Below are 13,001 nucleotides of genomic sequence, written 5' to 3' on the forward strand. Positions count from 1 at the left end.
TGCTGCGCAAGGTGAGCCTGCTGTGCAGCGACCAGGTCGACCTTGTCGGGCGATGGCGAGGCGCGCGCGGCGCTGGCGGCCATCGTGCCGGCCATGCTGGGCGAGGCCTTGCCGCCATCGCAAGCGGCGGCGCGGGCGGCGGCGCTCGATGGCGCCATCGCCGGCGTGGAGACGGCCATCCATGGCTTGCCCCTGGCGGCCCAGCAAGAGGTGCAGGACCTGTTCGGCTTGCTGGCGCTGGCGCCCGCGCGGCGCTTTGTCGCCGGCGTAAAAGATGGCTGGCGCGAAGCCGATCCGGCCCAGGTGGCGGCCTTTCTGCAGTCGTGGCGCACGCACCGCCTGGCCACCCTGCAGACGGCCTACCTGGCCCTGCACGACCTGATCCTCGGCGCCTGGTATGCCGATGCCGCCCACTGGGCCGCCATCGGCTACCCGGGACCGCTGCCCGAACTGAGCTGACAAGGCCACCATGAGCACATCTCCCATACCCGACCCCATCGCCATCGGCGTGGCCAGCGGCTGGCACGTCACCGACGCCAGCAGCATGACGGAAGACCGCACGCTGGAGGCTGACGTAGTCGTCATCGGCAGCGGCGCCGGCGGCGGCGTGACGGCGGAAATCCTCGCGCTGGCCGGCCTGAAAGTGCTGATCGTCGAAGAGGGCGGCCTGAAGTCCTCGCGCGACTTCAAGATGCGCGAAGCGGACGCGTATCCCGCGCTGTACCAGGAGTCGGCTGCGCGCAAGACGCGCGACAAGGCCATCAATATCCTGCAGGGACGCACGGTGGGCGGTTCCACCACCGTCAACTGGACCTCGAGTTTTCGCACGCCGCCCGGCACCCTGGAATACTGGCGCAAGCATTTCGGCCTGGTTGGCTACTCGGTGGACGCCATGGCGCCGTGGTTCGCCATGATGGAGCGGCGCCTGCACGTGAGCGACTGGGCCGCGCCGCCCAATGAAAACAACGACTTGCTGCGCCGTGGCGCTACCGCGCTGGGCATACCCACGGCCGCCATCCGGCGCAACGTGAACGGCTGCTGGAACCTCGGCTACTGCGGCATGGGCTGCCCCACGAACGCCAAGCAGTCGATGCTGGTGACGACGATACCCGCGGCGCTGGCGCTGGGCGCGGGCCTGCTCGTGCATGCGCGCGCCCAGCGTTTCCTCTTCAAGGGCGAGCGCATCGACAGCCTGCAGGTGACGGCGCTCGACGGGGCGGGCCAGGCGCCCACGGGCGTGCGCATCACGGTGCGCGCCAAACACTTCGTGCTGGCCGGCGGCGCCATCAACTCGCCGGCGCTGCTGCTGCGCTCGCAGGCGCCCGACCCGCACGGTTTGCTGGGCCGGCGCACCTTCCTGCATCCGACGGTGATCTCGGCGGGGCTGTTCCCGCAGCGGGTCGACGCGTATGCGGGCGCGCCGCAGACGATCTATTCCGATCACTTCCTGCACACGGCGCCCATCGATGGCCCCATCGGCTACAAGCTCGAAGCGCCGCCCCTGCACCCGCTGCTGATGGCCACCACCATGGGCGGCTTCGGCGACGAACATGCGCGCACCATGCGCGAATTCCCCCATGCGCATGGCTTGCTGGCGCTGCTGCGCGACGGTTTTCACCACGATTCGGCGGGCGGCAGCGTGTCGCTCGACGGCTTCGGCGCGCCCGTGCTCGACTATCCGCTCACGCCCTTCATCTGGGATGGCGTGCGGCGCGCGCTGCTGACGATGGCGGAAATCCAGTTCGCGGCCGGCGCGCGGAGCGTGTATCCCGTGCACGAGCTGGCCAGCCACTACACCAGCTGGGCGCAGGCGAAACAGGCCATCGGCGACTTGCCGATGCAGGCGCTGCTGGCCCGGGTGGTGTCGGCCCACGTGATGGGCGGCTGCGCCATGTCGGACGATGCGCGCCTGGGTGTGACGGGCGCCGATGGCCGCTACCACGGCGTGCGCAACCTGTCCGTGCACGACGGCTCGCTGTTTCCCACCTCGATAGGCGCCAATCCGCAGCTGACGATCTATGCGCTGGCCGCGCGCCTGGCCAGCGGCCTGGCGCAGCAATTGACGGGAAAACCGGCCCCCGTGCCCATGCCCGCCCCAGCGGCCGCATGATCGCGCGCATCCTCAGGTGGCTGATGCTGCTGCAGGTGCTGGCCGTGCTGGCGGTGGCATACCTGGCCAGGCAGGCGTGGGGCGTGGCCTCGCCGGTGCTGGCCCTGCTGCTGGCGGCCGCCATGCTGCTGGCCGTGCGCGCGCTGATCGTGGCGCGCAATTTCTGGGAAAGCCGGCGCCAGGGCAGTCCCGTGCCGCCCGCTTGCCAGCTGGACGCCCTGGGCGCCGCGCGCCTGTTTGTCGGCGAGCTGCGCGCCACGCTGTGGACCTCGTCGTGGGGCATGCTGCGCCCGCGCCTGCATGCGGCCGACGGCATCGCGGCTGGCCAGGGCTTGCCGGTGCTGCTGGTGCACGGTTATGTGTGCAATGGCGGCTACTGGACAAAGCTGAGCCGGGAGCTGGCCCAGGCGGGCATCGTGCACAAGGCGATCGACCTGGAACCCATCGATGCCAGCATCGACGGCTACGTGGCGCAAGTGGAGCAGGCGCTGCAGGCGTTGTGCACGCTCACGGGCAAGCCGCAAGCCATCATCGTCGCGCACAGCATGGGCGGCCTGGTGGCGCGTGCCTGGCTGCGCCACTACGGCGCCGCCCGCGTGGCGCGCATCATTACCATCGGCACGCCGCACCACGGCACGGCGCTGGCCAAGCTGGCGGCGGGGACGAATGCGCGCCAGATGAGCCGTATCGATGGCGCGCCCAGCGGCTGGCTGACGCAGCTGGCCGCCAGCGAGACGGAGGAAACGCGGGCCCTGATCACGTCGATTTACTCGCACCACGATAATATTGTCGCGCCACAATCATCGGCGCATTTGCCCGGCGCGCGCAATCTTGCCTTCGGCGGCATCGGCCACGTGGCGCTGGCCAGCGATGCGCGCGTGCTGCGTCAGCTGTTAGCGGAAATCACTATCAAGTACGAAGCCGCCCAGCCCCCGTCTTGCCCCCATTTTCCCTGAGTCGTGTTGTGTTTTATCTGCATGGCAAGACTGTCTGTTTTGACTCTGCTGTTGCCTCCGTTTAACAGGCGCACGCCTAGAAAATCCTGTTTTCCACTGGCGTCCTGTATTAAGCTAGCATCAGGAAGGCAGCGGCCAGCGATGATTGCCGAGGCCGCAGTTGCCGCCCCATGGCGTTCCGTACGCGACATATTTGCGGGGGGCATGGCAGAATGTTGTAGGATTATTATGTTGACCGCGCAAGCGGAAAGATGGGTGCAGGCAGAAAATGAGTCCATGCAGTTTTTATTGGGGGTGCTAATTGTCCGCACGTATCCTGATTATCGAAGATAACGCCACCAATATGGAATTGATGGTGTACCTGTTGCGTGCCTTCGGGTACACGCCGCTGGCCGCCTATGACGGCGAAGAGGGCGTGCGCATGGCGCGCAGCGAATTGCCGGACTTGATCATCTGCGACGTGCATTTGCCCAAGCTCGACGGCTATGGCGTGGTGGCGGAGCTGAAGAAAGACCCGCTGCTGCGCAAGATCCCTGCCCTGGCCGTGACGGCGCTGGCCATGGTGGGCGACCGCGAACGCCTGCTCGAAGCGGGCTTCAACGGGTATATCGGCAAACCGATCGAGCCCGACCTGTTCGTGGCGGAGCTGGAATCTTTTTTACCCGGGGCGCCGTCGACGCCAGTTAAAAACGACATAGCTACGATACTGATCGTCGATGATCATGTGCTGAACCGCGAGTTCCTGACCGCGCTGCTGGGCTACGGCGGCCACCGCCTGCTGGAGGCGGCCAATGGCGCCGACGCGCTGGAAGTGCTGCGCACGGAGCGGCCGGACCTGATCATCTCCGACATCCTGATGCCGAACATGGACGGCTACGAATTCGTCACGCGCGTGCATGCCGATCCCGCGCTGGCCGACGTGCCCATCATCTTCTATACGGCCACCTACCGCGAGCAGGAAGCGATCTTGCTGGCGCAGGCGTGCGGCGTGCGCTGGGTGCTGCCCAAGCCGTCCGACCCCGAAGTCATCGTGCGCACGGTCAATGAAGCGCTGGGACTGATGCCGGCGGCGACGCAGGTGCCGGACGCGCCGGGCGCCGGCGGCAGCACGGCCCCGCCCGCCACGGGCAAGCTGGCCGGCATCGAGCACCAGGTCAGCGGCTACCTCGACGAACTCGAGTCCAGCAGCCAGCAGATTTCGCAGCTGGCCAGCCAGCGCGAGGGCCAGGCCGCCATTCCCGAAGACCTGGCCATCATGACGGAGCGCCTGTCGCGTTCTCTATCGAGCCTGCAGGCGGTGAGCCTGCGCCTGACGGCCCTGATCGAACTGGGCATCGAGCTGGGCGCCGAACGCGATCCGCGCGCCTTGATCGAGGCGGGCTGCAAGGTGGCGCAGAATATCTGCGTCTCCAAATACGCCTGCATCGGCGTGCTGGAAGAGGGCGCCGAAAAGCTCAGTTATTTTTCCTCGTGCGGCGCCGAGAAAAACCTCGAACGCATCGCCAGCGCGCCGCGCACGGGCATCCTGAGCCGCTTGCTGGAACAGCGCCAGCCCTACCGGGTGAACGGCTTGAAGGGCGACCCCGGCGCGCTGGGCCTGCCCGATACGCACCCGCCCGTGCACTCTTTCCTGGGCGTCGCCATCGCCTCGCGCGAACGCAGCCACGGCTGGCTGTACCTGGTCGACAAGCTGGGAGCGAACGAGTTTTCCGAAGTCGACGAGCGCGTCGCCGCCACGGTGGCGGCGCAGATCGCCGTCGCCTACGACAACCTGCTGCTGTACGACGAGATCAAGCGCCACCACGAGCAGCTGACCCTGGACATGGCGGCGCGCATCCGCCTCGATGAAGACTTGCGCCGCTTCCGCCTGGCGATGGACGCCACGGCGGACGCGATTTTCCTCGTCGACCGCGCCGGCATGTGCTTCGTCGACGTCAACCAGACTGCCTGCCGCATGCTGGGCTTCGAGCGCGAGGATTTCCTGCGCGTGGGGCCGGGCCGCGCGAGCGAGGGCGAGACGCAGCTGGAAGAACTGTACAACAAGCTGCTGGCGGGCGACCAGGGCGGCCCCATGACGGAATTGCAGCTGCAGCGCAAGGATGGCTCGCCGCTGTCGGTGGAAGTGCAGCGGCGCACCCTGCGCTCGGGGCAGAGCTGGATCCTGGTGGCCGTGGCGCGCGATATCACCGAGCGCAAGGATGCCGAGCAGCGCCTGATGAAGCTGGCCCATTTCGATACCTTGACGGGCTTGCCGAACCGCAGCCAGTTCTACGCCTCGCTGACCCATTCGCTGGCCCAGGCGGCCGAACACCAGTGGGCCGTGGCCGTGCTGTTCATGGACATCGACCGCTTCAAGAATATCAACGACACCTTGGGCCACACCATCGGCGACGACCTGCTGCGCCAGTTTTCCAGCCGCCTCGTCGATTGCCTGCGCGTGCGCGACACCATCGGCCGCTTTGGCGGCGATGAATTTGCCACCATCCTGCTGCTGCCCGAAGGCGCCCAGCATGCCGTGGGCGTGGTCGACAAGATCCGCGAAGCAATGCGCAAGCCCTTCGACTTGCAGGGGCACGAGGTGACGGTCACGGTCAGCATCGGCATTTCCGTGTACCCCGACGATGGCGTCGATGCCGACACCCTGATCCAATATGCCGACACGGCCATGTACCGCGCCAAGGAAGCGGGCCGCGATGCCTTCCGCTTCTTCACGGCGGAAATGAACGCGCAGTCGATGGCGCGGCTGGACATGGAAAACGCGCTGCGGCGCGCCATCGACAACGAGGAATTCGTGCTGTTCTTCCAGCCCAAGGTGAACATCATCTCGGGACGCATCAGCGGTGCCGAGGCGCTGATACGCTGGCGCCGCCCCGGCCACGGCATGGTGTCGCCGGCCCTGTTCATCCCCCTGCTGGAAGAAACGGGGCTGATCGTGCGCGTCGGTAACTGGGTGCTCGACGAGGCTTGCAGGAAGATCAGCGAATGGGGCGCCAGCAGCATCGGCCCCGTGCACCTGTCGGTGAATGTGTCGGGCATCCAGTTTTTCGTCGGCGGCCTGGAAGAAGAGGTGCTCAAGGCGATCCGCAAGCACGAGATCGCGCCCGAGCTGCTGGAACTGGAGCTGACGGAAAGCTCGCTGATGTCGAATGCCGAGGAAACCATCGCCGTGCTGCGCAACCTGAAGGCGCTGGGCATCCAGATTTCCATCGACGATTTCGGCACCGGCTATTCCAGCCTGGCCTACCTGAAGCGCTTCCCCATCGACAAGCTGAAGATCGATATCGCCTTCGTGCGCGAAGTGACCAGCAATCCGGACGACGCGGCCATCGTGCTGGCCATCATCAGCATGGCGCACAGCATGAAGCTCGAGGTGATCGCCGAAGGCGTGGAAAACGATGCGCAGCTGGCCTACCTGCGGCGCCACGGCTGCGACGAGATGCAGGGCTATTATTTCAGCCGCCCCGTGCCGCACGAGGAGTTCGAGCAGATGCTGATGGGCGGCAAGCTGCTGCAGGCGCCGCAGGATGCCGGCGGGGAAGAGCAGCAAACCTTGCTGATCGTCGACGACGATGTCTTCATGCTCGACGTGCTCAGCGACTTCCTGGCGCAGGACGGCTACCGCATCCTCACGGCGCAGACGGCGGCCGAGGGCTTCGACATCCTCGCGCGCCACAAGGTGCAGGTGATCCTGTGCGACCAGTGCATGCCGCTCATGAGCGGCACCGAATTCATGGAGCGGGTCAAGCACCTGTGCCCCGACACCTTCCGCATCATGCTGTCGGCCTTTGCCGACCTGACCCCCATCATGGCGGCCATCAACCGCGGCGCCGTCGACCGCTTCTATACGAAGCCGTGGAAAGGCGCCGTGCTGCGCGAGAATATCCGCGAAGGCTTCCGCCTGCACAAGCTGCTGCACGGCCCCGTGAAAGCGGCGGCCTAGGCACCGCCGCGCAAGCCGCCGGCCGGGCGTGCGCTGGCGCACGTTTAGAAGCCAATTTCTATCGAATTAGACTCCCGTCTCTAGTTTTGCTCACTAGAATAAAAAACATCCATGATGTGGCATGGCCTTTCAGATGACGGGAGCTGGCGATGGTGAAGAAATTGAAGGAGCTGACGGAAGACAAGGAACTGGCAAGCGCCGTGCGCTCGTCCGCGCAGCAGATCTGGCAAGCGGGCCTCGGGGCCTTTGCCAAGGCGCAGGAAGAGGGTGGTCGCGTGTTTTCCAAGCTGGTCAAGGAAGGCACGGAATTCCAGAAGCGGGCCGAAGACAAGGTGGCCGGTGTCAGCGACAGCGTCAGCAAGCTGGCCGATGGCGTGGGCAAGCAGGCCAGCGGGTCCTGGGACAAGCTCGAACAAGTGTTTGAAGAGCGCGTCGCGCGCGCGCTGGCCACCATCGGCGTGCCCCGGCAAGACGATATCACCGCGCTGCACGCAAAGATCGATGCCTTGAGCCTGCAGGTGGCGGCGTTGTCGGCCAAGGCCGCGCCGGTGGCCAAACCGAAGACTGCGGCCAAGCCCGCCGTGAAGGCGGCGCCGAAAGCGGCACCGAAAACCGTCTCGAAAGCGGTGCCGAAAGCCGCGCCGAAAACAGTCGTCGCCAAGGCCCCGGCCAAGCCGGCAGCCAAGGCTGCGCCGCGTGCCGCGGCCACGCCTGCGAGCAAGGCAGTGAGCAAGCCAGCAAGCAAACCAGAAAGCAAGGCGGCGAGCAAGCCAGTGACTAAGTCTTCGGCGCAGAAAAAAGCACCGTCCGCCTGAGTTGGCGCCGCATCCTGCCCGGCCTGCTCGCGCAGGCTTTTTTTTGCCTCCGGTTTTCACCGGCGCCGGGGGGCGGAGTGTTTCATTACGGCTATTTTAGGTGGTATGCTTGCGGCAGAACACAGAGAGATTGCCCGCCATGCTACAAAAAGCACCACGCCGTACCCGCGAACGCATCCTGGAGTTGTCGCTGCGCCTGTTCAATGAGTTTGGTGAGCCGAATATCACGACGACCGTGATTGCGGAAGAGATGAACATTTCGCCGGGAAACCTGTATTACCACTTCCGCAACAAGGACGACATCGTCAATTCGATCTTCGTCCAGTTCGAGGCGGAAATCGAACGCATCCTGACCGTGCCCGACGGGCGCCGTTCGAATATCGAGGATGTCTGGCTGTACCTGCACCTGATGTTCGAACTGATCTGGCGCTACCGCTTTTTCTATCGCGACCTCAACGATTTGCTGTCGCGCAACCGCAAGCTGGAACTGCACTTCAAGCTGATCCTGGCGCACAAGATCAAGGTGGCCACGCAGCTGTGCGAAGATTTGCGCAGTGAACAGTCGCTGGAAGCGTCGGACATGGAAGTCGCTGCGATGGCGACGAATATGGTGGTCGTTGCCACCTACTGGCTGTCGTACGAGTATGTGCGCAACCCGCGCAAGTACAGCGAGCAGCAATCGATGTCCGATGCGCTGGCACGCGGCTGCTACCAGGTGCTGTCCCTGATCGGGCCGTATTTACGCAACGAAACGCATTTGTTGTTTCGCAAACTGTCGGAAGAGTATGTGACCAAACTCAAGAACGACTGACGGGGCCGCTGGCGGCAAGGCGGCAAGTCGTTATTTACAGGAGAGATGTATGGCTTGGAAACAATTTCCCTATCCGGATGACGCATATGTCTACACGCCGCAGACCCTGGCGGCGGCCTGGGCCCGCCTGCATGCGGGCGACGTGGAACCCTTTCCCACGCACCCGGCATTGGTGCAAGCCTGGCTGGCCTTTCACGCGGGCGACTTCGAGCGCGCGGCCAAGCTGGGCCTGGCCGTTGGCGTGCCCGGCTATGCGGTAGCGCACAAGGCCACCTGCATCTACGCCACGCACCTGGAAGTGAGCGACAGCCAGAAACTCGACATGTACGAAGAAGTGGCGGAACGCTGCGAGCGCCAGCAGAGTGAGCAGCCGGACAATCCGGCCGGTTACTACTGGCATGCCTACAGCCTGGGCCGCTATGCGCTGGGCACTTCCGTCGTCAAGGCCCTGGCGCAGGGCATGGGCGCGCGCGTGCGCAACAGCCTGGACCGCACGATGACGGTGGCGCCCATGCATGCGGAAGCGCATATTGCGTTTGGGATTTATCATACGGAAATTATCGACAAGGTCGGTGCCATGATCGGCAACCTGACGTATGGCGCCAACAAGGAAGACGGCTATCAGCACTTCAAGACGGCGCTGGCCCTGACGCCGTATTCGGCGCTGGCGCACAGCGAATATGCGCGCGCCTTGAACATGCTCGACGGAAAGAAAAAGCTGGCGGAAGCGCTGGCCCTGTATGAAAAGGCGGCCGACTGCGTGGCTCTGGACGCCAAGGAACGCCTCGAGGTCGAGGCGGCGATCGATGAACTGAAAGGGTAAGGATTACTGTGATCAAGGCTTTATGTGTGTACTGCGGCGCCAATGCGGGCGTCTCGCCGGACTATGCCGTGGCGGCGCGCGAACTGGCGCGCGTGCTGGTGGCGGAAAATATTTCACTGGTATATGGCGGCGGCAAGGTTGGCCTGATGGGCGTGATCGCCGATGAAGTGCTGCGCCTGGGCGGCGAAGTGACGGGCGTGATTCCCACCCAACTGGTCGAACGCGAAGTGGGGCACACGGGCTTGACGCGCCAGTTCATCGTGAAGGACATGCATGAGCGCAAGGCGATGATGGCCAGCCTGTCCGACGCCTTCATCGCCATGCCCGGCGGCTATGGCACCCTGGAAGAACTGTTCGAGATGCTCACGTGGGCCCAGCTGGGCCTGCATGCCAAGCCCATCGGCTTGCTCAATGTCGACGGTTTTTATGACGGCTTGATTGCTTTCGTGCAAAACGGCAAGGAGCAGGGCTTCATCCGTCCGCAGCACGCGGCCTTCCTCAACGCCGATGCCGATCCGGCAGCGCTGGTGCAGCGCCTGAAGGAGTGCGCACCCTAGCGCCACCGTAGCCCAGCGAGACAGCCATGCCCTGAAAAGTGCATGGCTTTTTTTATTTCTACACGGAAAAATTGATCAAGCTCAATAAATTAATTAATAAAAATATGGCCACAATGTTTCCTATGAGGCATGTTTTTTTGAAAATGAAGATGCTTTTTATGCATTAATGTGTTCTACTGGAATTGTTCAAAAGACAGGCATGTCGGACACCCAGCGAGGCGCCTCCCGTTTCCCGCTACGACGCCTAAGTATTGCAAGTTGCCACAACCTCGCTACTTCATCATTTTGAAAGGATGCAATTGTGAAACCAATGACCCTCTTGCGCGCGACTGCTGTCGCTGCCATCCTCGCCGCCGGCGGCGCCCACGCTCAAACCACCATCATCGGCTTTGATCCGCTGGAACAACCCGGCATCCTCGGCTCCGTCTTCGATTCCTATTCCGAAGGCGGCTACAATTTCGACAGCAGCTTCCTGGGCTTGCTCAGTTCTGCCCATCAAAGCAACTTTGCCTATGCGGGCTCGGCCGGCCTTGGCGCCACGGTGCTGACGACAACCACATTGAGCCGTAACGATGGGGCCGCATTCTCGCTGAGCTCGATCAGCCTGGCCGATTTCGTGAGCTTGCCTGGCCCCTACGACGTGACGTTCGTCGGCAATAAGGTAGGCGGCGGCACGGTGACCCAGACCTTCAGCCTCGATGGCAGCCATAATTTCAGCAATTACACGTTCACGGGTTTCAACAACCTGCTCTCGGCAACGTGGCAGGAGGGCGCCTTGCACACCTTCCAGGTCGACAATGTTGCCGCCAGCGTCAGCGCCGTGCCGGAACCGGCCACCTACGGCATGATGCTGGGCGGACTGGGTCTGCTGGCCTTCCTGCGCCGCCGCAAGAACGCCGCCTGAGCCTGACGCCACCTGATACCGGCCACGCCGGCGCATGCGCAAGCCGCCGCCCGTTTTAGCCGGCGGCGATGCCCACAGGCTGGCGCCCGTCACAACGCCCCGGAGTTCCTCCGGGGCGTTGTCATTCGTGCGTCACGACCACAGACGCTGGCCGGACAGGTCGAGCTGGGTCAGGTACAGGCGCACGTCGAATTCGTACTGGTGGTACTGCGGTTCCATATACGTGCACAGCTTGTAGAATGCCTTGTCGTGCTGTTTTTCCTTCACATGCGCCAGTTCGTGCACGGCGATCATGCGCAGGAATTCCAGCGGCACTTCCTTGAACATGGTGGCCACGCGGATTTCATGCTTGGCCTTGAGCTTGCCGCCTTGCACGCGCGAGATCGAGGTATGCAAGCCCAGCGCATGCTGGATCACATGGATCTTGCTGTCGAACGCCACCTTGTTGATGGGTTCGGCATTGCGCAGGAATTCATTCTTCAAGTCTTGCACGTACTGGTACAGCGCCTTGTCGTTGCGCACATCGTGCGCATTCGGGTAGCGTTTTAACAGGACGTCGCCCAGCTTGTCCTGTGCGATCAGTTGCTGCACTTGCGATTGCGTTTGTTCGGAATAGGCGCTCAGGTATTTCAGGGATGGCTGCATGCGGGGACGGGCGGGATGGAAGGCGAGGCGAGAATGTACCATACCGCCGCGTCCGGCGCTGCGCCAGTCCCGGCACGGGGTTGCCATGGCCGCCCCGTGCCGTCGTCAAGCGCCCCGTGCTGCCGGGTCGGTCAGCCCGGTAGCCCGGTCAGCCCTTGTCGTCTTCGTCCTTGCCGCCCTGCCGGCCAGTGCGCCCCTGTTCGGTGCGCCCTTGCTCGGTGCTGCCGGCGCGCGTGGCCGTGCCGCTGCGGTTTTCATTGGCGCGTTGGGCCGATTGCCGGCTTTCGCCACCCTTGCGGCCGATTTCCGCCATGTGTTCACGGTTGCGGCTGACGGCTTCGCCGCCTTTCTGCCCGGCCCGGCGCGCTTCTTCCGAGTCGAATTCATGTGCCGTGCCCTTTTGATGGGCTGCCTGGCCGCCCTTGCTGGCGATTTCGCGTTGCTGCTCCTCATTCATGGCGGCAAAGCCCCGTTTGCTCGTGCCTTTGGCGCTGCCCGATTCGCCCGCTTTCTGGCTGCTGCCAGCGCCTTTGCCTTGCTCATTACCTTGATTGTTAGCCATGTCGGTCTCCTTGCTGTCGAGTGGGTATCAGATGCTCAATGCGCCTGATCGGATTGTCTGCCCGTATCGCGGCTGCGGCCCGCGCCGTCGCGGTGGCCCGTGATCTGCATTTTTTCGATCATTTCACGCTGGCGCTGCGTGGCTTTTTCCGTTTCTTCGGCCGTCTTGCGCACCACTTCATCAGCGAAGGCCACGGCCGTGCGGCTGGTTTCGGGCAGGTGGTTCTCTGCCGTGCGGTTCATTTCGACATTGGCGTTGGCGACGAGATTGCCGAGTTGCTGCTGGTACTGGCGCAGCTTGTCGCTACCCGGCTGCAACTGGGCCGCGGCCAGCGACAGGAACTCGCCCGTGTCGCGCGCGCACAGCAGTCGCTGGCTGGCGTTGCTCCATTCCTGCAGCAGGTCTTGCGCCAGCCGCAGGTGCAGTTCGCTCAATTGCTGCGCCGTATCGAACAGCTTGCGCGACAGTTCCGTAGCGAAATTGCACTGGGCCTCCAGATGGGACTTCAGGGCGGGGCTGAGACTGGGGGGAATACTGTTTGTGAACATGTTCTACCTCAATGAAAAACTGATCCAGGAAACACCCGGTGCACCGGATGCGGCGTATGGTGAGACAAGCAAAGGGATAGACGCCGGATGGCGTGCCAGGTTCCACGCCAGATGCCGGTTTGGCGCGAGAATGGTGCCTGGCTGAGGGAAAAACGCGATGACTTTGCGTTAGATCAAATGAACGTGAATTGGCTTGCCGCCGTCGGCCGCCATGCTGCTTGTGTGGAAAATGCAGGTTTACGGGCCCGGCCGTGCGACAATAGCCGGCTCGCGGCAGCGCAGCCGATGGCCGGCGCGCGTGGCTGAGCCGAGCATAGCCCTACTTTTTTG

12 protein-coding genes are annotated in these 13,001 nt (G+C 63.8%); 9 read left to right on the forward strand and 3 right to left on the reverse strand.

The window, feature by feature from the left end; translation table 11 throughout:
- The first annotated feature begins 93 nt into the window (after positions 1-93).
- The 9 genes from GCN75_RS10660 to GCN75_RS10700 all read left to right on the forward strand — a co-directional run bounded on the left by GCN75_RS10660 (position 94) and on the right by GCN75_RS10700 (position 10,916).
- Positions 94-459 carry a hypothetical protein gene (locus GCN75_RS10660; protein ID WP_226941301.1) on the forward strand — a complete coding sequence of 122 codons (366 nt, stop codon included), beginning with the start codon at positions 94-96 and terminating at the stop codon, positions 457-459.
- A 10-nt stretch (positions 460-469) separates the two neighbouring features.
- A complete protein-coding gene (locus tag GCN75_RS10665) occupies positions 470-2,110 on the forward strand; it encodes a GMC family oxidoreductase (RefSeq protein ID WP_152282515.1) in 1,641 nt (546 codons plus the stop codon).
- The gene (locus tag GCN75_RS10670) at positions 2,107-3,066 is read left to right on the forward strand and encodes an esterase/lipase family protein (RefSeq protein ID WP_152282516.1); all 960 of its coding nucleotides are present in this window, start codon (positions 2,107-2,109) and stop codon (positions 3,064-3,066) included. Before GCN75_RS10665 ends, GCN75_RS10670 begins: the two co-directional genes overlap by 4 nt.
- A 301-nt stretch (positions 3,067-3,367) precedes the next feature.
- Positions 3,368-7,006, forward strand: coding sequence for an EAL domain-containing protein (locus tag GCN75_RS10675; protein ID WP_152282517.1), 3,639 nt, complete (start codon positions 3,368-3,370; stop codon positions 7,004-7,006).
- A gap of 149 nt (positions 7,007-7,155) precedes the next feature.
- On the forward strand, positions 7,156-7,821 hold the full coding sequence (locus GCN75_RS10680; RefSeq protein WP_152282518.1) for a phasin family protein: 666 nt from the start codon (positions 7,156-7,158) through the stop codon (positions 7,819-7,821).
- A 139-nt stretch (positions 7,822-7,960) separates the two neighbouring features.
- The gene (locus tag GCN75_RS10685) at positions 7,961-8,632 is read left to right on the forward strand and encodes a TetR/AcrR family transcriptional regulator (RefSeq protein WP_034758777.1); all 672 of its coding nucleotides are present in this window, start codon (positions 7,961-7,963) and stop codon (positions 8,630-8,632) included.
- Positions 8,633-8,681: 49 nt separating this feature from the next.
- The gene (locus GCN75_RS10690; protein WP_152282519.1) at positions 8,682-9,455 is read left to right on the forward strand and encodes a tetratricopeptide repeat protein; all 774 of its coding nucleotides are present in this window, start codon (positions 8,682-8,684) and stop codon (positions 9,453-9,455) included.
- 11 nt (positions 9,456-9,466) lie between these two features.
- Positions 9,467-10,012, forward strand: a complete 546-nt coding sequence (locus GCN75_RS10695; RefSeq protein WP_193317465.1) for an LOG family protein — start codon at positions 9,467-9,469, stop codon at positions 10,010-10,012.
- A gap of 301 nt (positions 10,013-10,313) precedes the next feature.
- Positions 10,314-10,916, forward strand: a complete 603-nt coding sequence (locus GCN75_RS10700) for a PEP-CTERM sorting domain-containing protein (protein WP_405002801.1) — start codon at positions 10,314-10,316, stop codon at positions 10,914-10,916.
- Positions 10,917-11,048: 132 nt separating this feature from the next.
- On the opposite strand, the gene GCN75_RS10705 is transcribed toward GCN75_RS10700, so the two are convergent.
- The 3 genes from GCN75_RS10705 to GCN75_RS10715 form a co-directional block, all read right to left on the reverse strand.
- On the reverse strand, positions 11,049-11,561 hold the full coding sequence (locus tag GCN75_RS10705; protein WP_152282639.1) for a YgjP-like metallopeptidase domain-containing protein: 513 nt from the start codon (positions 11,559-11,561) through the stop codon (positions 11,049-11,051).
- A gap of 148 nt (positions 11,562-11,709) precedes the next feature.
- Complete coding sequence (locus GCN75_RS10710; protein ID WP_152282521.1) at positions 11,710-12,123, reverse strand: KGG domain-containing protein; 414 nt, start codon at positions 12,121-12,123, stop codon at positions 11,710-11,712.
- A 35-nt stretch (positions 12,124-12,158) separates the two neighbouring features.
- Positions 12,159-12,671, reverse strand: a complete 513-nt coding sequence (locus GCN75_RS10715) for a phasin family protein (RefSeq protein WP_152282522.1) — start codon at positions 12,669-12,671, stop codon at positions 12,159-12,161.
- Positions 12,672-13,001: the final 330 nt, after the last annotated feature.

The organism is Janthinobacterium violaceinigrum (assembly GCF_009208555.1).
In the GTDB taxonomy this organism is placed as follows: domain Bacteria; phylum Pseudomonadota; class Gammaproteobacteria; order Burkholderiales; family Burkholderiaceae_D; genus Janthinobacterium; species Janthinobacterium violaceinigrum.

Coding starts and splice junctions, on each gene's coding strand:
- GCN75_RS10660 (WP_226941301.1), top strand. CDS start 94: ATGCTGGGCGAGGCCTTGCCGCCATCGCAAGCGGCGGCGCGGGCGGCG.
- GCN75_RS10710 (WP_152282521.1), bottom strand. CDS start 12,123: ATGGCTAACAATCAAGGTAATGAGCAAGGCAAAGGCGCTGGCAGCAGC.
- GCN75_RS10665 (WP_152282515.1), top strand. CDS start 470: ATGAGCACATCTCCCATACCCGACCCCATCGCCATCGGCGTGGCCAGC.
- GCN75_RS10705 (WP_152282639.1), bottom strand. CDS start 11,561: ATGCAGCCATCCCTGAAATACCTGAGCGCCTATTCCGAACAAACGCAA.
- GCN75_RS10715 (WP_152282522.1), bottom strand. CDS start 12,671: ATGTTCACAAACAGTATTCCCCCCAGTCTCAGCCCCGCCCTGAAGTCC.
- GCN75_RS10685 (WP_034758777.1), top strand. CDS start 7,961: ATGCTACAAAAAGCACCACGCCGTACCCGCGAACGCATCCTGGAGTTG.
- GCN75_RS10680 (WP_152282518.1), top strand. CDS start 7,156: ATGGTGAAGAAATTGAAGGAGCTGACGGAAGACAAGGAACTGGCAAGC.
- GCN75_RS10690 (WP_152282519.1), top strand. CDS start 8,682: ATGGCTTGGAAACAATTTCCCTATCCGGATGACGCATATGTCTACACG.
- GCN75_RS10670 (WP_152282516.1), top strand. CDS start 2,107: ATGATCGCGCGCATCCTCAGGTGGCTGATGCTGCTGCAGGTGCTGGCC.